Here is a 24,035-nt window from a genome sequence, read left to right as displayed (position 1 = left end):
TGTTTTATCGACTAAAAGTGCAAATTTATATCACTCTATTCCATAAAACAGCTTTTTTAGAAATAAATGTCCTCTTAATTCTTTTATTTAAAGTGGCAGGGCCATCTAAAAGGTATTTTATTAGGTTAAAAAATGAACTGGTGTGATCGCAGAGGTAAGTATAAAGGCGGAAATTCTTATCGGATCTTGTGTTAGGTAGATTGTTGTACCAATCTCATTGGTAGTTTATTGACTGGGAATATAAAGGACGCATTGTGCATAAACATAGCTTTGTTTGGATGATTTTTTTTCTGGTGCTCGCTTCTAACCAAGGTGCATATGCTGGCCAAGGTGTTTATGAAGCGCTAGCGGAGCAGCAGGACAATATCCCACGCACAGCACTGGTGTTGGGCGGAGGAGGTGCCAGGGGGGCTGCTCATATAGGCGTGTTGGAGGTTCTGGAGCGCGAGCGTATCCCCGTTGATTGCGTTGTTGGTACCAGTATGGGCGGGTTGGTTGCCGGGTCTTATGCAGCTGGGTTATCACCCAAGCGGATGCGTAAAAAGCTTGCTGAAGCGGATTGGACGGATATTTTTCTGGATATCGCTGATTACTCGCAATTGAGTTATCGCAAAAAACAGGTCAGCCAACGCTATTTGCCGGGCACTGAATTGGGGTTGACGGAGAGGGGGCTTCAATTGCAATCGGGTGTGGTTGCAGGGGAAAAGATAAAGCTCTTCTTTAATCAATTAGTAGATGCTGATTTAGGTGAGCGCGAAATCCAGCAACTTTCCATGCCGTTGGCCATAGTGGCGACAGATATAGGCACCGGAGAGCGGGTTGTATTTCGCGAGGGAAGTTTGACCCAGGCGATGCGCGCGAGCATGTCCGTGCCAGGTTTAATGGCTCCTGTAGAGTATGAGGGGCGCAAGCTGGTAGACGGTGGATTGGTTGATAACTTACCCATAGGTGTAGCCCGTGAGTTGTGCGGAGCCACGCGGGTGATTGCCGTGAACGTCGGTTCTCCTTTGCGCTCACCGGATAACATAGGTTCCCTGCTGAGCGTGACTGTGCAGATGATCGGCATTTTGACCAAGCAAAATGTTGAGCGGTCATTAACAAGTCTGACAGGCAATGACATTTATATAGCGCCTGAGTTAGGTGATATTAAATCATCTGATTTTGCCCGATATGAGGAGGCGGCCGATATTGGCAAGGTTGCTGCTGAACAACAGCTGGCTGTTTTAAAGCAATGGTCAGTCAGCGAACAGGAATACCGCGCATGGAAACGCGAATATAAGGAGCAAGATGTGCCGGCTGTGCATATCGATGAGATTGCGATAGCGCCGCTCCAGCGCATCCATCCTGACTTTGTGATGCGACAAATACATCAAGAAGCAAATCAGCCTTTGGATCGCGTGTCATTGGAGCGCGATCTGATCCGTACCTACGGAGATGGTTACTATGAAAATGTTGATTATCGGATAGTAAAAGAAAACGATCGGCACGTCCTTGAGATCAATGCCCGTGAAAAACCACAGGGGTCGGATTATTTCATTTTTGGATTTTCGATCGATAACGAATATCGATTAGGCTCCAACTTTAATTTTCGCGGTGCTTACCGCAACACCTGGCTAAACGCATACGGAGGCGAGTTTTTTGCCACCATGGATTTGGGGGGCAGGCCTTCAATAAAACTGGATTTCTACCAGCCGTTAAATTATCGACAAAGCTATTTTGTCGAGCCCGTTTATTTCAGTAGTAGGGATGACATCAGTATTTTTATTGATGATGACCGCATCGCCGATTATCGACTGGATACGGCTTATGCAGAGCTGATGCTGGGGCGCAATTTGGGAAGCTTTGGTCAGGCCAAGCTGGGGTGGCGTGAGTATGATGTAGATGGTAAGGCGGATCTTAGTGCTGTCCTTTTACCTGATGTCAGTAGTATTTATGGTGGCGCGTTATTTCAAATCAATCTGGATCGCCGCAATCGGCTGTATTTCCCCTCTCATGGTTGGCGTGCGGACATCACTTATTTTGAAACCCATCAGGATGTTGAGGCCTATAAAAAATTAACCTTCGATCTGGGTGGTGCCTATAAGTTGGACCAATTTGTATTGGGTGCCCGCACTTCCTATATCACTTCTTTATCCGGCCAGTTGCCTATTTATGATGCTGTGATGCTGGGCGGCTTTTTAAATATGTCTGGATATGCGCGCAACCAGATTTTGGGTGACGATGCATTGTATGCGCACCTGCGTGCCGAGCGGATTGTTGGTCGTATGCCATTGGGGTTGAACGGTGATATGCGCTTGGGGTTAGGTCTGGAGGCTGCAAGACTGGAAACAAATTACACCATAACAGCGGAGGATGATTGGCTGAATTCTGCTGTGATTTATTTAGGTGGTGAAACCCCATTGGGTCCTTTGTATTTGGGATACGGCTTTACTCTGGAGGGCGATTTCAACTTTTATTTACAGCTAGGGGCTCTTTAAGCAGCATAAATTGCCTTTATCTGGTCTTTAGCTGTCTCAAACTATGATTTTCATGCCATGCAACCTTGTGCCACTTTTTTATTGGGTGGTATTTACACAGAGTTAGTAACACCTGAAGGTTGAATAACGCTATGAAAAATAAGCCATTTCTTCATTGTCTTCCCACTTGCTAAATATTGTTGGTTTCATGCGATGCTGCGACGTTGAATGAGACGACAAAAAAATATTGGCTGTTAGCATGAAACTGTGAAAGCAGTCTCGGTGGCGCATCCTCTCTTACTCCCTGCCTGCTGTCACGTTTACGACATTCCCTGTTAATAACGACATAAGGCACCGGGGTAATTTATGAATAGGTTATTAGTCAATCGCAAAAAACTGTCTTTGGGTGGTTTGGCCCTGATCGCTACCGTTGCGTGCGCAACAGGATTCGCCCCCATCGTTTCAGCTCAAGCCAATAATTCCAGTATTGCTTCGTCGGTTGCCAGTGTGACTGGTATTTCCCAGACGGGTACAACAGCCGCCCAACTGTATGTGAATACGACTCATTGGGCTGATGCGCATTACATCATCAACGGTGGCGGCCAGCTCAATGTGGCTATGGTGTTACAAGATGGTCGCAGGGTTGTAAATCTATCCAATTTACCCGCCGGTGCGACGATCCAATATCGTTTTACGTATTTTAATGGCAGTTTTGCGGTGGATTCGCCTTGGGCAACTTTTACTCTGGGTAGCTCATCTTCCAGCTCAGTACCTTCTTCTGTAACGAGTTCGTCAGCTCCCAGTTCGATAGCTCTCAGTTCAATAGCACCGCCCAGCTCAGTGGCACCTTCCAGCTCTGTAGCACCAAGTTCAGTGGCTCCCTCCAGTGCAAGCGCAGTTTCAAGCAGTTCGGCTGCGAACGGCATTTGCCAAATCCAGCAAACCGGCGCGAGCAGTGCCACCGTTAATGTGGCAACCAGCGGTTGGGCAACCTTGCATTACTCGGTCAATGGCGGTGGTCAGCTAAATGTGAGCATGAACCAATCCGGCGGCAATAATACTTATGTCATCAGCGGGCTCAGTGCGGGTAATCAAATCAGTTATCGCTGTACTTACTGGGATACTGCAGCTGGTTTTGCACGCGAAACCACAATGGCCAGTTTTACGTTTGGAGCCTTGAGTTCATCTTCCCAGCCAAGCAGTGCTGTACCAAGCTCCAGCAGTATCGCACCAAGTTCCAGTAGTGTACCCAGTTCCAGTGTTGCGCCGAGCTCAAGTCCTGTTGCAAGCAGCTCAAGCAGCGTGGCGAGCAGCATCGCTCTGGGTAACATCACTCCGTTATTCAACCAGAACACAGCGCTTGAACCGGTCATTCAATATGATCGTGGCGATGCGTTGGTAACGCGTATTAGCGACCGTGGCCGCGACCGTCACGCGAAAGAAAATCACTTCCAGGCATACGATCATTACCTGACTTTCTACTGGGAGCAGCGCACTGCAGCGATTGAGATCGTCGATTACGTTGCCAAAGGTGGTACCAAAATCGCCATGAATGTGCGCGCTGAAGGCTTGCTCGATAATGCCCAAGCAGAAAACCGCTGGTGGTATGTGGGGCGCAATACGCTAGCCGAATATTGTGGCAATGGTGTCATGCAGCGCGTCAACGTGCCCGGTGATAGCCGCTTCCACTACTACAAAGAAGATAGCTGGAACTGCCGCGAAGGTCGCGCTATCCAGATGGGCGACAAAATGGAATTTGAAATCAGCCAGTTCCTCGATAAAAACGGTGTATTGCGTGGCCGTGATAACTACTACGGTACTACCTATCTTTACATCGTAGGCCAAGGCCTGGTTCCCTGGGATGTCACTGATCGCAATGCATTTGTGGGCGGCTTGTTCAAACAACGCGACTCTATCCCGCTGCCAGTCAGCGCCCGCCTGGGTGGCGATACCACATTGCATGTGCAGATGACCGCTGAGCCAGACGGCCACTTCCAACAAATGGCCAACAATTTGGGTTACGAGAATGGCCAGCCATTTGTACTGGGTCGCCGGGTACATCACACGTCTTTTGTTGATGGCACTCACGATGAAAGCAGCGAGAACGGTGTTTTTGCTGAAATGGTCGGCAAAGCCGGTAACCGTTACATCAATGATCGTTGTGCCGACTGTCACGAGCGCAATGGCCGTGCTGAAGTAGCGAGCATTGGGCAGTCTTTGGATAGGTGGGTGTTCAAAGTAGGCGATCAGCTGGGTAACGCTCATCCGTTATTGGGCAAGGTGCTCCAGCCTTTGGCAAATGGCGGTGCAACCAGCGAAGGTGCTGCCGTTATTGCTTCCTGGACCGAAATGAACGGTCTGCGTAAGCCTAACTATCAATTCACTGGTGTACAGCCAGAGACTTTCTCTGCTCGTCTTGCTCCCCAGTTGGTCGGTATGGGGTTGCTTGAGGCGATTCCCGAATCAGCCATTCTCGCGAATGAAGATGTCAATGACAGCAACAACGATGGCATTTCCGGTAAAGCACAACGGGTAATTGACCCTGTGACCGGTGAAACCCGTCTTGGCCGGTTTGGTTACAAAGCAGGGGCGGGCAGCCTCAAACACCAAATTGCTGCTGCGTTTAATACCGATATGGGGGTAATGACCAGCGTAATGCCGAATCCTGATTGTGGTTCCAGCCAAACCAATTGTGGTTCGAGTGGGTCAGAGCTCGCCAATCAGCATCTGGATAACCTCGTCAAATACATTGCGCTGTTAGGTGTTCGCGGCCAACGCGATTACAACAAGCCTGAAGTTATCCAAGGGAAGACGTTGTTTGAGTCGATTGGCTGTCAAGGCTGCCACACGCCCAGCTATGTAACCAGCCAATATGCGGCTTTCGCCGAATTGCGCAGTCAGGCTATCCAGCCATACACCGACTTGTTGTTGCATGACATGGGTCCTGAAATGGCCGATAACCTTGGCGAAGGTGAGGCATCGGGTGCTGAGTGGCGTACTGCGCCTTTGTGGGGATTGGGTGTGTCGGCCTGTGTAACCGGTGGTGTGACTGGTTTGCGTGGCAATGCGCCAGCTTTCGGTCTGGATGGGCAGGAAGTGTGTGTACCTAAAGAAAGCTACTTACACGATGGCCGCGCACGCACTATCGATGAGGCTATCCAGTGGCATGGTGGTGAGGGAACTAACGCCCGCGCCAACTACAACGCACTTTCGCCAACCCAAAAAGCAGCCGTACAAGCATTTTTGAAATCGCTATAGGGTTCGTGCTGTTGAGGAGTCTGACTCCTCGCTTGTGGGGCTTCGGCCCCTTTTTTAAGTGTTTTATCAACCAAAACTAGATCTATCGGGTAGGGCTTATGAAAATGAAGAAACTGTTTGCCGCATTTGCACTAAGTGCATGTGCTTTAGACGCCTCGGCGTGGATGGTCACCTTCTCGGGAACCATTGATTATGGATTTGATAATACGGGGGTATTTGGAACCCCCGATCTGAATCTGGCGGGGTTGTCATTTACCCAATCCATCACTGCCAATACCGATCCAACCCAATGGACAATTGCTTCGGGTAATTCGTTTTTTCAGGAGATGTCCGGCTTCGGTCCAGCATTTACCAACACGGTTACGGTCAATGGCTACAGTGTGACTTTCGATATTGATTCGACATCTTATGGTCGCCAAACCCTGTTTGATCAGCTATTCACCCAAAATGCCGGACAGGATTTGCTCTGGACTGAGCAGAGAGGCTTGGCCGATAACGGTGATGTGGTGTGGGGCCAACAATATGCATTCAGCAATACCAGTCCATTTGTGCCCAGTTTGGATTTCAACCAGTCGATTGATCACTCTGGTACAGGGCTGACATCCTATGCACACTTCACCATTACAGGTGCTCGAAACGCGCATTTCTATTCCTACAACAATTCGTTTGTAATCAACGATATTCCGGTGGTTAATCCACCTGTAGATGTACCCGAACCTTCAGTGCTCGGGTTGTTTATGGGGGCATTGGGTCTGGTAGGGTTGGTGAGATTGCGTAAATCGCGCAAGACCGTTTAAGCAGTTTTTGTTCGCGTTGATCAACAGGGAGGTGGTTGCCAGAAAAGTGGCCGGCAAGGATGTAACAAGCAGGGCAGCAATGCCCTGCAATCATGGTATGTTGAAATAGTATGTTGAAATAGTATGTTGAATTAATCGATTTGCTTGAATTCCATCCACGCTGATTGGCTTGTGCCAGCAGGCAGATGCCATTTCTCCCCCAACACCGCACCACGCTCTACACAGATATAAAATTGCTCATTCCCCGCACCTATATCTTTGATATCCGCAGCCGCTTCTGCCCCCGGGTTCCAGGTGACAACACTTGGGCAATTGTGATGGGTGATTTCGATTGAAGGCGAGCCTTTGATGATTACCGGGTTTTCTACCGCAGGATAAACACGGTCTACCGGCGTAAGAAAACTGACATCGCCGGTTTGGTGTTTTTTAGCGTGTTGCTCAAAATTATCGAAATAATCCCTGTCGGCCAGACCCAACACACGCACATCCGCTAAAGTGCGCACGCGGTGATAATTGTGCATCGCCCAACTGCAGTCAAAATCTTCAGTATCGGTATTGTTGATCGTGAGCTCCAGTCTCGCGCTCTTGCCTAAGGTCATGCGCAGCTCTGCAGAAAAATCGTACGGGAAAAGGTTGTTTGCGTCGCTTAAAAATAAAAATTCCAGCTCGACTGAACCATCACTTAAAAGATGAGCATCGCCCAAAGACCAATAGTTATTCCGCGCAAATCCGTGTTTGGGTTTGGTCGGGTCAGTTTGGTTTACACCAAACCAAGGCAGGCACAAAGGAACCCCGCCGCGCAGTGCTACGCCGGGGGTGAAATCACAATTTGGGCTCAGCCACAGTAACGGGTCGCCGTCAGTGGTTTTGAATTCAAGTAAATGCGCACCTTGCAGTGCGATAACCGCACTGCACAATCCCGTTTCTACTACCAGTAATGGAAGCCCTGCACCGGGATAATCAGGGTACTGGGCTTTGCTGGTGGTCAAACGCAAAAAGCTGGATTTGGCCACTAATTGTTCGAGGTAGAGTGTACTTTGGGCATCGGGCATAGTGATGTGCATAAGGGCTACCATTTGTGTGATTAATAAGGGGATTCTATAGAAAAGCCCCGTAGCAAACAGCCAAATTTTTTGGTTTTGTGGCCTCTAAAACAGTATCATGCGCGCCTTTTTAACATTTTGAATTTTCCTTGAGCAATGCTCGTGTATTCGATAAGTAGGTATTTGAGTGAGTAAGTCGCAGTCAACAGGTGGGTTTGTTATCGGTCAGCGTTGGATCAGTGAATCTGAAGCGGATTTGGGGTTGGGAATTGTTCTGGATGTGTCTAACCGTCGCTTGACGTTAAGTTTTCCTGCGGCGGGCGAGCGGCGCACTTATGCAATGGATAATGCACCTGTCAGCCGCGTGAAATATGAAGTGGGCGAAAAAGTACGTCATCAGGACGGCACAAAAATAACCATCACCCGAATTGTCGAACAAGCGGGATGTTTGATGTATGTGGGCCTCACCAAAGACGATACAGAGCTGGCCATCCCCGAGTTTGAACTCGACAGCTTTGTACAATTCAGCACGCCGCGCGACCGTTTATTTGCTGGGCAAATCGATAGACACGAACATTTCACCCTGCGCTACCAAACACTGCATTATCAAAACTTGCATCGCCAATCATCGATTTTTGGATTGGCGGGGCCGCGCGTGCAATTGCTTCCACATCAGTTATATATCGCGAGTGAAGTATCACAACGCCACGCACCGCGGGTGTTGCTCGCCGATGAAGTGGGCTTGGGTAAAACTATCGAGGCAGGGTTGGTGTTGCACCAACAATTAATGAGTGGCCGTGTCAAACGTGCGCTCGTGGTAGTGCCCGCAAGTTTGCAATACCAGTGGTTGGTTGAAATGCTGCGCCGTTTTAATTTGGCATTTACTCTGTTGGATGAAGCGCGTTGCAATGCCTTGGTTGGTTTGGATAGTGTTGAAGAATCGGTCGATTACATCGATGATTTTGAAGATGATATTGAAAAAGCAGCCGACAACAGCAATCCATTTGAAACCGCACAATTAATTATTTGTTCACTCGATTTTCTCACCAAAAATAATTATCGCTACGAGCAAGCAGTGCAAACGGAGTGGGATTTATTGTTGGTAGATGAAGCCCACCATTTGCAATGGTCAGAAAAAAAGCCGAGCAAGGCTTACACTTGCATAGAAGGTTTGGCAAAAAAAGCCAAAGGTTTATTGCTGCTGACCGCAACGCCGGAACAGCTCGGGTTGGAAAGTCATTTTGCGCGTTTGCGTTTGCTCGATCCGGATCGTTATTACAACCTGGAAAAATTTATTGCCGAACAAAAAGCCTATCAACCATTAAATGATTTGGTGCAGCAATTGTTACAGCAAGGACAAGAGCGTCCTGCTGACATTCCAGCTTCCATTGTCAACGCATTAGCGGATTATTTACCGCCAGAAACCTTGAGTGAATTACAAGGTGTTGCAACAAGCCAGAGCTTGTCTGCTGCATTGAATACCGCAGTCAGTTATTTGCTGGATCGCCACGGCACAGGCCGTGTGTTGTTCCGCAATACGCGCAATTCAGTTGCCGGTTTTCCCGAGCGTAAACTGCATCCACATGTATTAAAGCTGGAGCAAGACGATGTTGCGGCGCTGCAAGCGCAACCATTGTCCGCGCAAATTTGCGCCGAGCAATATTGGCAGCAAAAAATCGATAGCGATTGGTGGGTGCAAGATCCTCGCGTAACCTGGCTTGCTGAATGGTTGCGTCAACATCGCCGTAAAAAAACCGTCGTGATTTGTGCTAACGCCGATACCGCACAAACACTTGAAGAATATTTGCGCTTGCGTAAAGGATTCACAACAGCGGTATTTCACGAAGGGTTGAGCCTGATTGAACGCGACCGCGCTGCTGCTTACTTTGCCGAGGCGGAAGATGGTGCCCAGGTATTGGTGTGTTCTGAAATTGGCAGCGAAGGGCGCAACTTCCAATTTGCGCAAGATTTGGTGTTATTTGACTTACCCACTAATCCGGATTTATTGGAACAGCGTATCGGCCGTTTGGATCGCATCGGCCAAACTGCCACCGTGAATGTACATGTGCCTTACTACCAGCATTCTGCGCAAGAAAAATTATTGGATTGGTATCACCAAGGGCTTAATGCCTTTGAAAAAACCTGTGCGATTGGGCAGGCCGTTTATGTGCAGTTTGCCGAACGTTTATTACCTGCATTGGTGAGTAATGATGAGCCCGCATTTGCAGCGCTCACCGCCGAAACCCGCACATTTGCCAATAATTTGGTTGAACAATTGCAACAGGGGCGTGATCGTTTACTTGAGTTGAATTCATGCAAGCCCGCGCAGGCGCAAGCCTTGGTGGATGCACTGTCTGATAACGACATCAACACAGCGCTGCCCAATTATATGGAGCAGGTGTTTGACAGCTTTGGCATCGATTATGAAAAACACAGCGAAAAGAGTTTGGTGCTGCACCCGAGCGATCATATGCGCATCGCAGAGTTTCCCGGATTACCCGAGAGTGGATTAACGATTACCTATGATCGCCAACAAGCACTTTCCCGAGAAGACATGCAATTCCTGACTTGGGAACACCCGTTGGTTTATGGTGCGCAGGATTTAATTTCACTGAGTGAATTTGGCAATACAGCGTTTTGTACCCTGAAGTTGCCTCCGCTCAAACCTGGCACTTTGATGCTGGAAGCGCTTTTTGTGTTGCATTGTCCGGCACCGGCTGAGTTGCAGTTGTTCCGCTATATGCCACAATCGTTATTGCGTGTGCTGCTGGATGATAAAGGCAAAGATTTATCTAACGTGCTTGGCATTACTCAATTAAGTAAGCTGTTGCAGAAAGTGCCGCGTAATAATGCGCAGGATCTGGTTCGCCATGCGCGCCCGACGCTGACAACAATGGTACAAAAAGCAGAAGAAATTACCGCTGCAAAACAAGCGGAATTAATTGCTGAAGCAACTGCCAAAGTGACGGAGCAATTGAATGGTGAATTGTCGCGCATGAAAGCGCTGAAAGCGGTAAACCCCAATGTGCGCCAGGAAGAAATTGATTATTTGCAACAGCGCTTGACGGCAAGTCAACACTTTTTGGGGCAAGCCAAAATCCGCTTGGATGCATTACGTGTCGTAATGACCATCTAATTATAGGAACCGACTATGTATATTTTTTCCGTTAACGGCCGAGCTAAAAAAGCGTTTGATGATATTAAAGAGGGCCAAATGGTGCCTTTTATTGTGTATATCAATTTCAAAGATTTATTCGGCGCAGAACATTTGTGTAAGCTGTATTTGATGCGCGCCGGGTTCACTGACATTGATATTGAAAACCGTAAGTTGGTGCCGAGTAATTTAACCAGCGATCCGCGGGTAGTGGCGGCTGATAAAGCGATGGCTGAAGCCTTAAAAGATGGCTATATGATCCAGATGTTTGATGAGTAACCCGATTTTTTAGAAACATAGTTTTTATCCTATCCAGCGGTTTACTGCTGCCCCTTGTTAGATTGGCCGCTGATTAAACCGCTGGATAGTTAATTCTGTAATGTCACCACTCAAACATTAACCCAATAATTGGAAAGGCTTCTCCCTCCTCAATCTCCTCGATTCCAGTGCGTTCGTTAAAATCAGAATTGCCAGGGTTTTCCGAGCCAAGCACATTAATTACATCGATAAACGCAATTACATTGGTTTGGCCAAACGTGCGTAAATAATCCGCGCGGAAATTCAGCGAACTGTAGCTGTCGTACCTGTCTGTGTTGGTAGCGATAGTCTCACGTGAATAGCGTAGCGGTTGTCCATCACCCAATACATTACTGTGAATGATGTAAGCGTCGTTGGGCTTTCCAGATGCCCATTTCCAACGCGATGATAATTTCCAACGTTGGTTGATTTCCCATACACCGCCGATGCTCACAATATGTGGGCGATTGAAATCGGCATCGTATTCTGTTGCGCTTGGGTAATCGCGTACACGCGCATCGTTGTAGGAATAATTGATGCTCGCTGACCAGCCATTATCAAACAGCCGTGTAATCCCTGTATCAACGCCATAAGATTTTCCTTCACCTGTATTGCCCAGTGTTTGATTAACACTGTCTCCTTTTACCACCAGATTGTGCAAATCCTGATAGTAGGGTTCTACCAACAATTCAATATTGTTGTCCCAGCGATAAGCAAATCCGATGCTGAATTGATCGATTACCTCGTTTTCCAGTTGATTGTTGTTTGCATCGCTCGCGCGATCATTAAATCGTGGAGACTGAAAATAACGTCCGGCAGTAGTGGTAATGCGCAGTTTGTTATTGAACAACCAAGTCGCGCCCGCGCGCGGCGACACCAGATCTTTATTGGAAAAATTATCGCGGTCATAGCGGGCACCTGCGCGGAAGCTCCAGTCACCGAGCGTGAATTCCTGATTGGCATAGAGTGCGTAATTGGTTTCAGTTTGTGTGTAGCGGTTGTTAATTGCCTCTGGCGTGAGCACGACATATTTTTGCTCAGGATTTACACGGTAATCATTTTGATCGTAAGTGTAGCGAATCCATTCATCTGCCAAATTCAGGGAGAATGCCAGATCAACTTGGGTGATGCGCAGGCCACTCGATAGACGCCCGAATCTATTGTTTATTTCAATATCCGTTTGTAACCCGAGTTCTTTTTCTTCTGCTTCTGAACGAAGAATATTATTGCGCACCGGGATAGTGTCGAGTGGGGGATCCATTCCTTCCAAATCGACATCAACCAAATCCGGGTAGGCCTCACCGGTGGTACTGCGCTCATCATAATTGCGCATATAAATCTGGTTGGTGAGTTCACCGTCGCTTCCGATCAGGCGAGTCCAGGTTAATGCAATAAGGCTGTTGTCGGCCTCACTATCGACCAGCTCCACATCTTCATAATTACCTGGCTCATCCTCATCCGAGGCGAGTACGTTATCGAGCGCGCGTTGATATTCTTCCGGAGCGTAAATTGCCAGAAAACTTAATTGGTCGTTATCGCCAAGTTCACTGGTAGATTTAAAAATCACATCGGTGAGTTTAGGTGTGCCTATGTCATCCAGGCCGATAGTTTCAAACAAGCGGCCGAAGTCGTAATTTCGCGCGGAAAACAAAATAGAGGTTTGGTCATGAAATCCGCTGGGGCCATCGTAACCAATTTCGATACCGGCAATATCCAGGCGTGCGCGATAGGATGGAGTGTCGGGATTACCTTCGGCGACATTTAATTTTAATAAAGAACCAGCCCGGCCGCCGTAGGCAGGATTCCAACCGCCGGGTTGAAATTCCGCAGTGGCAATAGTGTTCGGTGCAAATACTGAATAGCGCCCACCGCCTTCAATTTCTTCTAGCTCGCCAAAGCTATCGCTAAAGTGCACCACTTTATCAAAGGGAATTCCATCTACCAGAATCAAATTGTCGCGCGGGCCATTGCCACGCACGGTAAAGCTGGAGAATTCACCATCGCCAAATAAACCAGGTAAACCATCCAGCGAACGCAAGACATCGCTACCACTGCCAGCAGCGCTGTTTAACGCTTCCTGATCAATAAAACTGGTTCCTGCAGGGTTGAGTGGATTGCCTGCCATGGTTTTTCGAACGACCAATAACTCTTCCACCCCAGTGCTAACGCCAGCCAGTTTGGTTTCTATCGGCGTTGTTTTGTTATCCAGCACTCTCACACGTGGCAAGCGCACAGGTTGGTAATTCGGGTGATTGATGAGCAGGGTATAAAGTCCGGCATCCAGCGTATCAACCTGCAGTATCCCCTGTTCGTTCGCTCTGGTTTCTGTCGCCTTACCGGTGCGCGGTACTATGGTGATCGCGGCATTGGGAATAGGGCGCTGGGTAGTAGCGTCAATCACCGTCAGGCGAATTTTTCCGGTATCGGCGTAGGTGTTGGATACATAGCCTGCAAGTATCAACGGCAAGAGCGCACGGGTGAATCTATGTAATGGATTGATGGGCTGGTGAAACATCATTGAAACTCCTGAGGTGCCTGCGCGGTGTAAGGGAACGAAGAAATGATCATTCATATACGTAGCTACTTCAGTTTTATTTCACTGGCTAACAGGAAATGTTGATCTTTTTTATCAAATGCCAGTGTGAAATGGATTGTTTTGTTCAATCTGTTTGTGCCACAGCAGAGGTAACTCCTGCAGCTTTGCGTAGAGTGAAGTGAATAGGTGACAGTGCACGAACTTTTAACCTGCTTGTGTGTCTAGAGATCAGCCGTTGTCACTGGATTTCTTTTTTAGGCGCTTCGCGCTTATTGGCACTACAAGTATGTTAGCTACCATTCCTGACGAAAGGGACGTTGATCTCTCTCACTTATCTGCTCAGGTCGCAGATGCGATTTCACCAGAAGTGTCGCAAGCGACAAAAAAATCGCTGCGCTATTTGGTGCTGGCGCTTATTGCATCTTGCGCAATCCATGCATTGATGTTGTTAGTGAATTGGAGGCAAGGTGTTACAGCGCTTAAAAAACCTGAGTCAATAACGCTAACAATTCAGCTGCAAGCATTGCCCAAACCAGAGCCTTTAGTTGAGCCGGCCGCAACGCCAAAACCTGTGGTAATGGAGACTGCTAAACCTATTCCGGATGCTGTACCCGCTCAAGCTCAACAAGCCTCTTCTGTGGACTCACCACCGGCAGAAGTCAATGCGCCAGAAGTCAATGCGCCAGAAGTGAGCGCCCCGGTTATTCAACCACTGAATACAGAAGAGCTGCGCGATATTATTCAAAGCTACAAAAGTGTTAAAAAAGTTGCGCCAACAAGCGGGATTGCTGCCAATGTATTTCATCCTGTATTACGGCAGCGTTTACAAGAGGAAGAGCGTAAGCCTGAATTGCAGCGTGCAGATACAGGGCCGAAAACCTATACCGATCCATCTGGTGCAACTATCGTCGATTTGGGAGGAGGGACGTGTTTGCGTTCATCAGTACCCAAAGTGCGTGAAGTGCAAAATTGGTATATGACATCCTGCGGTGGAAAATCTGAATCCGAGCAAATAATGGAGCGTGTTAACAACGCGGTGAATGGAAAATTGCGGTTTGAAGAATAAAAAAATCGCCATGGCATTTGCATGCGATGGCGACAAGGGAGTTTAAGTTGTCAGGTTTGTAGCCTGACAACTTAACAAGAAACGGTTTTAATCAACGCGTTCAATTAATTACATTTTTTGGTTAATCAAACTTCTTTGGACGGTAGCCGGATTTTTTGCTGGCGTTGTCGCGATCGTTAAAGCGTGGCTTGTCACGGCCACCACCTTCTCTTGGGCCAAAATCACGTTTGGATTTTCCGCGCGGAAAATCATCGCTACCACGCGGACCGGTATCCAAAGAAATTTCCAATGGGCGGTTACGTACGCGCACTTTTTTCAGTTTGGCGATAATGTCTTTTGAAATGCCGGTTGGTAAGTCAACGGTCGAAAATTCATCGTGCAATTTGATGTGGCCAATGTAACGGCTTTCAATTCCCGCTTCGTTAGCGATTGCACCCACAATGTCGCCCGGGCGAGCTTCGTGGTTGCGGCCCACTTCAATGCGGTAGCGATCCATATTTTCATCGCCACGGTCACGGCGTGGGCGGTCTTCACGTGGACCGCGATCACGGCCGTTGCGATCATCGCGTCCGCCGCGGTCATCACGATCACGGCGTTCGCTGCGCTCGGGTTTCACATCGGTGAATTTAACTTGTAATGGACGCTCGCGCTGTAACAAGAAGGCGAGGGCAGACGCAATTTGCTCTGGTGAGACATCATTTTTGTGGCTGTATTCGGCCAGCAGATCGTTGAAGAAACTTAAATCCGCTTGCGCTTGCAAGGTATCGGTAATTTGTTGAGTGAATTGATCGATACGATGTTTGGTAACAGTTGCACCGCTCGGCAATTCCATCAACGTAATAGGCTTTTTAGTGGCCTTTTCGATGGTGTAAAGCAAACGTTTTTCACGTGGTGCAACAAACAAAATTGCTTTACCGCTGCGGCCAGCACGACCGGTACGGCCAATACGGTGAACGTAAGCTTCGCTATCGTAAGGGATATCGTAGTTCACAACGTGGCTTACACGCTCAACGTCGATACCGCGCGCAGCAACATCAGTTGCAATCACGATATCAAGTTTGTTGGTTTTCAAACGCTCGATAGTGCGCTCACGCAATTGTTGATTCATATCGCCATTGAGTGCAGACGCCGAATAACCGCGTGCTTCCAATTTTTCGGCGAGTTCAACGGTGGCAGTTTTAGTGCGCACGAAAATAATCATACCGTCGAAAGGTTCAACCTCTAGAATGCGGGTGAGCGCATCGAGTTTGTTGGTGCCGCTTACCATCCAATAAACCTGCTCAATATTGGCATCGGTTGATTGGCTACTGGCAATTTTAATTTCAGTGGCGTTGTTCAAATAGTTGTTGCACACATGACGAATTTCTTTGGGCATGGTGGCAGAGAACAATGCGGTCTGGCGGGTTTTTGGGGTGTGTTCCAAAATCCATTCAACGTCATCAATAAAGCCCATACGCAGCATTTCGTCGGCTTCGTCGAGTACCAATGCCTTCAAATTGTTGAGGTTCAAACTACCGCGACGTAAGTGATCCATCACCCGGCCTGGTGTCCCTACAACCACGTGGGCACCGCGTTTTAAAGAGCGTAATTGGGGGGTCATTTCCTGGCCGCCGTAAATCGGCAACACATGGAAGCCAGGAATTTCACTGGCGTATTTTTGGAAAGCTTCGGCAACTTGAATCGCGAGTTCGCGCGTGGGTGCCAATACCAAAATTTGTGGATCTGCTTGTTTGGTGTCAATGCGTGACAGCAAAGGCAATGCAAATGCCGCCGTTTTACCGGTGCCAGTCTGTGCCATGCCGAGAATATCGCCACCTGCAAGAAGCACGGGAATTGCTGCTGCTTGAATGGGGGAAGGCTGCTCGTAGCCAACTTTTTGGATGGCGCGCATAACGGGTTCAGAAAGGGCTAAATCGGAAAACATAATAGGGTCAGACATGTATTAACCTGTACATAAACATAAAAAACCGGCACAACACTTCGCGTACACAATGCAAGGCAATGCCTGGCGTTATGGGTACCCAAGAAGTAAATGTGATAGTTTTTATTCGTTTTTTAATGGGTGTTTGCGAAAAGCATTACCTTGGATCAGGTAATAGTGAATGTGCAAACACATAAAGTGGGGGCGATGATCGGATCGCTGTGCGTATGGCGTGCATACAAAGTTTCGGCTGCGTGTGAAGTTAGCTTAAAAGCCAGGGCACGAATGCAGTCGTAAAGGGCGATTTAATCAACGGAATCCCGTGTTATCTGCCGGGCAGATGCTGTTGCAACCAGCGAACTCCAGTTCGCGTAAACAAGTTGCATATCAGTCACCCCAAGGCAAGACATTCACGATCAAGAGAGGGGGCTACTGAAAGAGCGCGAAGTATAGGCGTTTGTGGCTTTTAAGGCCAGATAAATTTTGATGTGTGTCGCAAATACTGATGAGGTAAATCCTGAAGAAAGGGTCTATGCCTTGTTGCGTATGCTGGTTAAACTCTCGGTTCGATTGAAGGATTTCATCATGGCTGAACGACATATTTCTACTAAGGCATTGTCCACTACCGCACTTGCGCGCCTGATCGGCAAAGAAAGCAAAGAGCTGTTTATCCTGCTAACCACAGGAGGTTGGATTGTGAAAGTGGATAATCACTGGCAATTGACCGAAAAGGGAAAATTTGAAGGAGGTATTTACGTTAACCATCCCAAATACGGTGAATACATCGCCTGGCCGGAATCCATCCAGCACCATCCTTTATTAAAATTATTACCAGATGCGCCTTTAAGTGCGACCAACCTTGCGCACAAATGGGATATTCCCGCGCGCTTGGTGAATTTATTGTTGGCCGAAAAAAACCTGATCAAAAAACATATTCGCGGCTGGTTGATAACGGCCAAAGGCAAGCAGCTTGGCGGAAAGCAGCAGGAAGCAGAATCGGGCATTCCGTTTGTCACTTGGCCGGAAACCATTTTGGATGAGCCTGAGCTTATTGCATCGCTGTTGCAAATTACGGGTGATGATGGTTTGGCTGGCCATGCAACTCTGGATGGCCACCGTGTGAATAATAATGTGCAGCGCCGGATCGATAACTGGTTGTACCTGACCCGTGTAATTCATGCGCGCGACTACACCATGCTCTGGGATCTTGATTCTGCAGTTGCCGATTTTTATGTGCCCGACGCCGAACTTTGTATTGAATGTTGGGCTGATGAGCTCGGGTTGGAAAATAACCGTGCTGCAGTGATTGGTGGTGAGTTGGAAAAAAACCTGCTCTACAAAAAACACAAAGTTGCTTACGTCGAATTCCGCGATGAAAACATCCATCAAATTGATGAAATACTTGCGCGTGAATTATTGCGGCGCGGCATTGCTGTGTATTAAACATTATTTTTAGGAGTGACCTATGGCCAGTGTATTTACCATGATTATGGAAGGAAAAATCCCCGGGAACTTTGTCTGGAAGGACGATAAGGCAGTTGCGATTTTAACGATTCAGCCTATCCGCCAAGGACATGTATTGGTGATTCCGCGTGAAGAAGTTGATCAGTGGAGCGATTTGCCGCTCGATCTTGCTGCACATCTTATGCAAGTAAGCCACAACATTGCCAACGCGTTAAAAATTGCTTATCCGGCAACTCGCGTGGGATTGATGATTGCCGGCCTTGAAGTGCCACATACTCACATTCACTTGGTACCCATGGATTCAATGGATGATTTGAGTTTTGCCTTTGCCAAGCAGGCTGATGGTGAAGTGCTCAAGCAAACAGCAGAAAAAATTCGCAGTGTTCTGGTTGGGCAAGGGTTTTCTGAGGCTCATCATTAATAGATGATTTGCGCCCGCATTCACGGGCGCCTGGTTACCACGATGAATTTATTGCTGCCACCAAATCCACTGCTTTTTTGGCTATCGGTTTGTATTTCCCTCCCCATTTTATTGTTGGCAATTCGCTATGCACCTTGGCGACATCTTTTGGCGAGCCAAACACGTCAACATGCTTTTTTCGGCAGTGTTCTTGCGCTTGCGCTGTTGTGGTTATTGCAAGTGTCTGTGCAAGATACCTTGGCGATCCATCCTTTATTGATGACGGTCATTGCCATGGTGTTTGGATGGAGCTTTGCAACCTTGATGGGAGCGGCAGCCTTGGTGGTACTGGAAATCTATCAGATTCCGCTGCGTGCACTGAGTTTGGATTGGGATGTATCGATTGCGCAATTTGATTTAAGCACCTTGCCCGTTGATTTTTGTTTAAGCGTAGTGGTGCCGGTCGGATGGGCGTGGTGTGTGTTGTGGTTGGTTGATCGCTGGAAATTTAAAAATCCGTTTACCTATTTTTGGGGTGTGGGATTTTTTGGCGCCATGCTGAGTTGCATTTGGTTGGGTTTGGCAGCACTGTTGCTGTTTTCAGTCAGCGACAGTTATTTGCAGCTGGCAACAGTACAAGAGAATTTTATTTTGTTTGTGCTGATGACGTTTCCTGAAGGTTTCGTCAATGGGCTTATTGCGACGGTTATGACCGTTTTGTATCCCGACATGGTGAAAACTTATCGCGATGATTGGTATTTAAAAGACTGACACCCATCATCGCGATAGCCAACCGCGTTTTAATTCACTCCCACCAATGTGGCAACACCCAAAACAATAAACAAAACACAAGCGGCTTTGTGCGCAAGCCCGAGCGGCAATTTATCCATTAGCCATTTGCCTGCGAAAATCACTGGAACGTTTGCCAGCAGCATTCCAAATGTCGTACCGGCAATAACAGCCAGAGTCATCCACATATCTGCACTGAATTTCGCGGCCAAAATGACGGTGGCGATTTGCGTTTTATCGCCAATTTCTGCTAGAAAAAATAACACCAGGGTGGCCACAAATGGGCCGTAGTTGGCAAAGCCGCCCATGCTGTCATCTTCTTTGTCCGGGATCAGAAGCCACAAACCTATTGCAATGAAGCTTCCACCGACCAGCCATTTGATCCATTCAGCAGGAATCACATCGGCAAGTACTGCACCTAACCAGGCAGAGAGTGCGTGGTTGACCAATGTCGCAATCAAAACACCCAGGCTGATAACGTAGGGGCGGCCATAGCGCGCCGCAAGGAAAAGTGCGAGCAATTGGGTTTTATCACCAATTTCTGCAATGGCGACGGCGAACGTAGAACTGAGGAAAGCTTCCATAAAAATTACCAAGGCGGGATGAATAACATGAGATACGACCACAGTCCCGCCGGGGCTGTAGTGGTATCTCAGGTCTCATCAATCCGATGTGTGCAACATAAGGCACGACAGAGGACGCTTTTGCCATGCCGTAAATGCGTTGGCTGCTGACCGGAACGCGGCAAGTTTGTTGACAAAAGCCCTCAATATACGGGATGCAGGCATCCTGAATACTGGAGCAGATTACTCCCCTGAGAGAGTGCGCGCATTATAGGGAGCTGTGATTCTGACGACAACTCAAAAATAGCCAAGAGCCAAATGTTTGACCTTGTGCACCACCTTTAATCAATAAGTTATTGAATAATATAGAAATTATTTTTTGGCACTGCGATTGCAAATACCCCTGTGTATCGGTCTTTTTCAGCAAATTGATGTGGTTTTATTGACGCTTTGGTTTGTTGCTTAAGGGCTCAGTCACAACTTCGGGGTTTTTATGACGCAAGCGGCTTCCCATCTACTTGAGGTATCTGGCAATGCATTATCGGGCGATGCAGCTGATGCATTGACCAATCACAAGCCGGTTATCAAAACATCATCCGCGTTAACTGTGTCCAAGCCGCGCTCCGGCTTATTGGCTGCACAAGCGGGCAGTGTGCTTGCACCTTCTCTTGCCTTTGGTTCCTCCTCCGATAAAAACGGTATTGCCGAGAAAGGGCAAGATTTAAAAAGCGCATTTGAACTCTTTAACCAGATGTCAGAACAGCTGGCGGATTCCTATCATCTGCTGGAAAACCGCGTTGCAGAATTGAATGAAGAATTATCAACACTCAGCGACCGCCGTTTGGTCGAGTTGGCGGAAAAAGAAAAACTCGCCCATCGCTTGGAAAGCCTGCTGAATTTTTTACCCGGTGGTGTTGTAGTGCTGGATTCGTCTGGCCGGGTTTCCGAGTCCAACCCTGCGGCGATTGAACTCTTGGGTGAACCCTTACAGGGTGAATTGTGGCGCGATGTCATTAAGCGTTGTTTTGCGCCGCGTCAGGACGATGGTCATGAAGTGTCATTACACGATGGCCGCCGCATCAGTATCCAAACCCGTAACCTGGGGGCGGATGGCCAAATCATTTTATTAACCGACCAAACCGAAACCCGTCGTTTGCAAAGCGAGTTAAGCCGCCACGAGCGGTTATCTGCGTTGGGCAAAATGATGGGGGCACTCGCACACCAAATCCGCACACCTTTGTCATCCGCCATGTTGTATGCCGGCCATTTATGCAGCGGCAAATTGGATGATGAACGTCGCCAGCAGTTTTCCGAAAAAATTCTTGGGCGTTTGAACAATATTGAACGCCAGATTCAAGACATGCTGTTTTACGTCAAAGGCGAATTGGCGTTGAACGATGTGATCAGTGTGGCGCAATTGCAATCCGATCTGGCAGAAGCAATGGAAGTACCGCTGATGACGAGTGAGTCCACCTGCGAGTGGGTCATTCATTGCCGTGAAGAGTTTATCCAATGCAACCGCGAGGCATTGATCGGCGCGCTATTAAATCTGGTCAATAACGCAATCCAGGCGGTAGAGCGCAAGGCGCAATTACGAATTGAATTTAACCGTTTTCCGCAAGCGTTGGGTGATGCCAAATCGACAGCGGATATTGCGGCAGAGGAGCAGCGTCTGTGGATTCGCGTATGCGACAAAGGACCAGGGATGTCGGCGGAATTGTTGTCCAGTGTGGGTGATTTATTTGTCACCACTAAAGCGCAGGGTACAGGTTTGGGTTTAAGTGTGGTGAAGGCGGTCGCGCGCGCACATCACGGAAAATTTTTATTGCAATCAACGCTCGGCAAAGGCACTTGTGCCAGTGTGTTAATGCCGTTTGCGAATTTTGCGTCTTAATCTTTTTTATATTTTTAGTTCAGGTAAAAACCTCAGGGGAACAATCATGGCTGTAGCATTGCAACAGGCTGACTTTGAACATGCACTCAAAGTGTTGGTGGTTGAAGATGACAACAACCTGCGTGAAGCATTAACCGATACGCTGCAATTGGCAGACTATGCGGTTATTGCAGTAAACAGTGGCGAAGAAGCGCTAAAACAATTGGCGCTATCCAGTGATATACGCATGATTGTTTCTGATGTGAACATGGGTGGAATGAGCGGTCACGATTTATTGCGCAACGTGAAGCAGGATTATCCACACATTCCAATGATGTTAATTACTGCCTATGCAAGTATCAGTGAATCGGTAGATGCAATGAAGCAGGGTGCTGTTGATTATTTGGTAAAACCTTTTGCGCCACAGACGTTGGTAGAAACGGTTGCGCGGCATTTAGGTGTGGCGCAAATTTCTGGCGATGAACCTGTTGCAATAGCGCCATCAAGCCAGCAGTTATTGAAACTGGCACAACGTGTTGCACAATCGGATTCAACCGTATTGGTTGTTGGTGAGTCTGGTACCGGTAAAGAAGTGCTAGCGCGTTATATTCATGATCATTCAAGACGCCGCAACCAACCCTTTATTGCCATTAACTGCGCAGCTATTCCTGAAAACATGTTGGAAGCGATGTTGTTCGGCCATGAAAAAGGAGCCTATACCGGCGCGCACACCAGCAGCCCGGGTAAATTTGAGCAAGCCAACGGCGGTACTTTATTGCTGGATGAAATTTCAGAAATGGATATTGGCCTGCAAGCAAAATTGTTGCGCGTATTACAAGAGCGTGAAGTTGAGCGTTTGGGCGGGCGTAAAACAATTAAGTTGGATGTGCGCGTGATTGCGACATCTAACCGCGATATGCGCAATGAAGTGGTTGCAGGAAAATTCCGTGAAGACTTGTATTACCGTTTAAGTGTATTGCCGTTGCAATGGGCACCGTTACGCGACCGTCTGGAAGATATTATTCCGCTCGCCGAAAAACTGTTGCAAAAACATGCGCACAAACAAAATCGCCGTGGTGTTAGTTTGTCTCCATCAGCACAACAAATGCTGCTCGCATACCCATGGCCGGGCAATGTGCGTGAGTTGGACAACATTATGCAGCGCGCGTTAATTTTGCAGCCAGGAAGATCTATCCAGGCAGAAGATTTAGGGTTAGGTGTAGGCAGTGGTTATTCGCAAAGCCCGGTCAGTTACAGCCAAAAACCGAACCTATTAGAAGCGGCAAATGCTGTTAGCCCTATGGGTGTAGATGCACAGCAAGAGCAACCTTCATTTGCGGCGCAGGCCTTTGCAAATGCCAGTTTCCGCGCAAGCCAATTTTCTGTCGCGGGTGGCGTTAGCGATAATATTGCTTTGTTAAGTGGCCAGTCAGTGCAACATCCATCGCTGAATAATCCTGCGTTGGGTAATGATCTCAAACAGCGCGAATACGAAATTATTATGAATACACTGCGCAATGAACGTGGGAGCCGCAAAAATACCGCTGAGCGCTTGGGGATTAGTGCGCGTACATTGCGTTATAAAATTGCGCGTTTGCGTGAAGAAGGTTACGAAATTACAGAGTGATAGGTGTTGTGAGTATTGTGATGTAATTATTGTGATGTAATGACGCGGTGAATAATCGCTGGTTTGCTTCCAGCGATTATCCGTCATCTGTTTAACTCAGATCAATTGAACATGTAATTGATGTGAACACACTTAATGCGTGTATTTAATGAGTGTGCAATAAATAATTAACGAGGACATGAAGTTTTTGCGTCAGCGCTTGTATCGAGCCGGTAAAGTTCCACTCATCATCAGCGTGAATATCCACCCGATTAGATACCGCACGCAGTTCCAGAAAGCGCTGTTGTTCAGCAATGCACACCTGAAAAAATGCAGCACCTTCCATATTTTCCAAATCAACATTCAGTGTATTGACAAAGGGAGCCATGGCGGCATTCATGGAATTGCTGGTAGCTGTGGGGAAAATATCTTCCGGCAGCACATAAGGGCACTCCCAGTATTTGGCAATATGAAAATCCATATCCAGCGTTAAATCAGCCAGATGAGTGAAACCTTGCGGTGTAAAAAAACCTAAATCCGCTTCATGCTCGCGCGTCACCAAAGCTACATCGCCCACTGCGAATGACGATTGCGGATAAACACCGGCAATGCCAGCGAGTATTAACCAATCGGGGCGATGTTGGGTAATGATTTTGGTTGTGTGATAGGCGGTAGCGCTTAGCCCTACACCACAGAATTCAACCTGCACGAGGGGATGCGAGAAAAACTGCGCTTCAGTTGCAGTGGGAAACAGTACGATAATTTTCATGCATAACTCACCCGTTTGATTTCGCTGGCAAGTTTACTCATTT

16 protein-coding genes are annotated in these 24,035 nt (G+C 47.9%); 11 read left to right on the top strand and 5 right to left on the bottom strand.

Annotation, left to right across the window (positions count from 1 at the left end; all coding sequences use genetic code 11):
• Positions 1-254: 254 nt before the first annotated feature.
• From B2739_RS16970 to B2739_RS16960, 3 genes are all read left to right on the top strand, one after another.
• On the top strand, positions 255-2,477 hold the full coding sequence (locus B2739_RS16970; RefSeq protein WP_331347023.1) for a patatin-like phospholipase family protein: 2,223 nt from the start codon (positions 255-257) through the stop codon (positions 2,475-2,477).
• 345 nt (positions 2,478-2,822) lie between these two features.
• Positions 2,823-5,714 carry a di-heme oxidoredictase family protein gene (locus B2739_RS16965; protein WP_331347022.1) on the top strand — a complete coding sequence of 964 codons (2,892 nt, stop codon included), beginning with the start codon at positions 2,823-2,825 and terminating at the stop codon, positions 5,712-5,714.
• Positions 5,715-5,812: 98 nt separating this feature from the next.
• Complete coding sequence (locus B2739_RS16960) at positions 5,813-6,511, top strand: PEP-CTERM sorting domain-containing protein (protein ID WP_331347021.1); 699 nt, start codon at positions 5,813-5,815, stop codon at positions 6,509-6,511.
• 131 nt (positions 6,512-6,642) lie between these two features.
• Here B2739_RS16960 and B2739_RS16955 read toward each other — a convergent pair whose 3' ends face one another.
• A complete protein-coding gene (locus tag B2739_RS16955; RefSeq protein ID WP_331347020.1) occupies positions 6,643-7,575 on the bottom strand; it encodes a D-hexose-6-phosphate mutarotase in 933 nt (310 codons plus the stop codon).
• 166 nt (positions 7,576-7,741) lie between these two features.
• Here B2739_RS16955 and rapA point away from each other — a divergent pair, with 166 nt between their 5' ends.
• Positions 7,742-10,690: an RNA polymerase-associated protein RapA gene (gene rapA, locus B2739_RS16950; RefSeq protein ID WP_331347019.1), complete on the top strand. Its 2,949-nt coding sequence runs from the start codon at positions 7,742-7,744 to the stop codon at positions 10,688-10,690.
• Positions 10,691-10,705: 15 nt separating this feature from the next.
• A complete protein-coding gene (locus B2739_RS16945; protein WP_331347018.1) occupies positions 10,706-10,987 on the top strand; it encodes a hypothetical protein in 282 nt (93 codons plus the stop codon).
• Positions 10,988-11,090: 103 nt separating this feature from the next.
• Here the strand turns inward: B2739_RS16945 and B2739_RS16940 are convergent, their stop codons facing one another.
• Complete coding sequence (locus tag B2739_RS16940; RefSeq protein WP_331347017.1) at positions 11,091-13,523, bottom strand: TonB-dependent receptor; 2,433 nt, start codon at positions 13,521-13,523, stop codon at positions 11,091-11,093.
• A 304-nt stretch (positions 13,524-13,827) separates the two neighbouring features.
• Here B2739_RS16940 and B2739_RS16935 point away from each other — a divergent pair, with 304 nt between their 5' ends.
• Positions 13,828-14,607, top strand: a complete 780-nt coding sequence (locus B2739_RS16935; RefSeq protein WP_331347016.1) for a hypothetical protein — start codon at positions 13,828-13,830, stop codon at positions 14,605-14,607.
• A gap of 121 nt (positions 14,608-14,728) precedes the next feature.
• Here the strand turns inward: B2739_RS16935 and B2739_RS16930 are convergent, their stop codons facing one another.
• Positions 14,729-16,546 (bottom strand): DEAD/DEAH box helicase, encoded by a 1,818-nt coding sequence (locus B2739_RS16930; protein WP_331347015.1) that lies wholly within the window; start codon positions 16,544-16,546, stop codon positions 14,729-14,731.
• Between the two features lie 567 nt (positions 16,547-17,113).
• On the opposite strand from B2739_RS16930, the gene B2739_RS16925 reads away from it, so the two are divergent.
• The 3 genes from B2739_RS16925 to B2739_RS16915 are packed head-to-tail and all read left to right on the top strand — an operon-like array spanning position 17,114 to position 19,163.
• On the top strand, positions 17,114-17,971 hold the full coding sequence (locus tag B2739_RS16925) for a 4-alpha-glucanotransferase (protein WP_331347014.1): 858 nt from the start codon (positions 17,114-17,116) through the stop codon (positions 17,969-17,971).
• Between the two features lie 22 nt (positions 17,972-17,993).
• Positions 17,994-18,413 (top strand): HIT family protein, encoded by a 420-nt coding sequence (locus tag B2739_RS16920; RefSeq protein ID WP_331347013.1) that lies wholly within the window; start codon positions 17,994-17,996, stop codon positions 18,411-18,413.
• A gap of 42 nt (positions 18,414-18,455) precedes the next feature.
• Positions 18,456-19,163, top strand: coding sequence for a hypothetical protein (locus B2739_RS16915; RefSeq protein WP_331347012.1), 708 nt, complete (start codon positions 18,456-18,458; stop codon positions 19,161-19,163).
• Positions 19,164-19,192: 29 nt separating this feature from the next.
• Here B2739_RS16915 and B2739_RS16910 read toward each other — a convergent pair whose 3' ends face one another.
• Positions 19,193-19,765 (bottom strand): TMEM165/GDT1 family protein, encoded by a 573-nt coding sequence (locus B2739_RS16910; protein ID WP_331347011.1) that lies wholly within the window; start codon positions 19,763-19,765, stop codon positions 19,193-19,195.
• A gap of 472 nt (positions 19,766-20,237) precedes the next feature.
• On the opposite strand from B2739_RS16910, the gene B2739_RS16905 reads away from it, so the two are divergent.
• The gene (locus tag B2739_RS16905) at positions 20,238-21,638 is read left to right on the top strand and encodes a sensor histidine kinase (RefSeq protein ID WP_331347010.1); all 1,401 of its coding nucleotides are present in this window, start codon (positions 20,238-20,240) and stop codon (positions 21,636-21,638) included.
• Between the two features lie 46 nt (positions 21,639-21,684).
• Entirely contained in the window at positions 21,685-23,244 is a 1,560-nt protein-coding gene (locus B2739_RS16900; protein WP_331347009.1) for a sigma-54 dependent transcriptional regulator, read from the top strand.
• Positions 23,245-23,389: 145 nt separating this feature from the next.
• On the opposite strand, the gene B2739_RS16895 is transcribed toward B2739_RS16900, so the two are convergent.
• A complete protein-coding gene (locus B2739_RS16895) occupies positions 23,390-23,992 on the bottom strand; it encodes a hypothetical protein (protein WP_331347008.1) in 603 nt (200 codons plus the stop codon).
• Between the last annotated feature and the right edge of the window lie 43 nt (positions 23,993-24,035).

It is taken from the genome of Cellvibrio sp. UBA7661, from assembly GCA_002483365.1.
Taxonomy (GTDB): Bacteria; Pseudomonadota; Gammaproteobacteria; order Pseudomonadales; family Cellvibrionaceae; genus Cellvibrio.
Note: the sequence above shows the minus strand (reverse complement) of the source record. Positions and strands in the feature narration are given on the sequence as shown.

What these genes read in the sequence shown, in the direction of transcription:
- B2739_RS16965 (WP_331347022.1), top strand. Translation starts at nt 2,823, where the DNA reads ATGAATAGGTTATTAGTCAATCGCAAAAAACTGTCTTTGGGTGGTTTG.
- B2739_RS16960 (WP_331347021.1), top strand. Translation starts at nt 5,813, where the DNA reads ATGAAAATGAAGAAACTGTTTGCCGCATTTGCACTAAGTGCATGTGCT.
- B2739_RS16955 (WP_331347020.1), bottom strand. Translation starts at nt 7,575, where the DNA reads ATGCACATCACTATGCCCGATGCCCAAAGTACACTCTACCTCGAACAA.
- B2739_RS16945 (WP_331347018.1), top strand. Translation starts at nt 10,706, where the DNA reads ATGTATATTTTTTCCGTTAACGGCCGAGCTAAAAAAGCGTTTGATGAT.
- B2739_RS16940 (WP_331347017.1), bottom strand. Translation starts at nt 13,523, where the DNA reads ATGATGTTTCACCAGCCCATCAATCCATTACATAGATTCACCCGTGCG.
- B2739_RS16935 (WP_331347016.1), top strand. Translation starts at nt 13,828, where the DNA reads ATGTTAGCTACCATTCCTGACGAAAGGGACGTTGATCTCTCTCACTTA.
- B2739_RS16930 (WP_331347015.1), bottom strand. Translation starts at nt 16,546, where the DNA reads ATGTCTGACCCTATTATGTTTTCCGATTTAGCCCTTTCTGAACCCGTT.
- B2739_RS16925 (WP_331347014.1), top strand. Translation starts at nt 17,114, where the DNA reads ATGGCTGAACGACATATTTCTACTAAGGCATTGTCCACTACCGCACTT.
- B2739_RS16920 (WP_331347013.1), top strand. Translation starts at nt 17,994, where the DNA reads ATGGCCAGTGTATTTACCATGATTATGGAAGGAAAAATCCCCGGGAAC.
- B2739_RS16915 (WP_331347012.1), top strand. Translation starts at nt 18,456, where the DNA reads ATGAATTTATTGCTGCCACCAAATCCACTGCTTTTTTGGCTATCGGTT.
- B2739_RS16910 (WP_331347011.1), bottom strand. Translation starts at nt 19,765, where the DNA reads ATGGAAGCTTTCCTCAGTTCTACGTTCGCCGTCGCCATTGCAGAAATT.
- B2739_RS16905 (WP_331347010.1), top strand. Translation starts at nt 20,238, where the DNA reads ATGACGCAAGCGGCTTCCCATCTACTTGAGGTATCTGGCAATGCATTA.
- B2739_RS16900 (WP_331347009.1), top strand. Translation starts at nt 21,685, where the DNA reads ATGGCTGTAGCATTGCAACAGGCTGACTTTGAACATGCACTCAAAGTG.
- B2739_RS16895 (WP_331347008.1), bottom strand. Translation starts at nt 23,992, where the DNA reads ATGAAAATTATCGTACTGTTTCCCACTGCAACTGAAGCGCAGTTTTTC.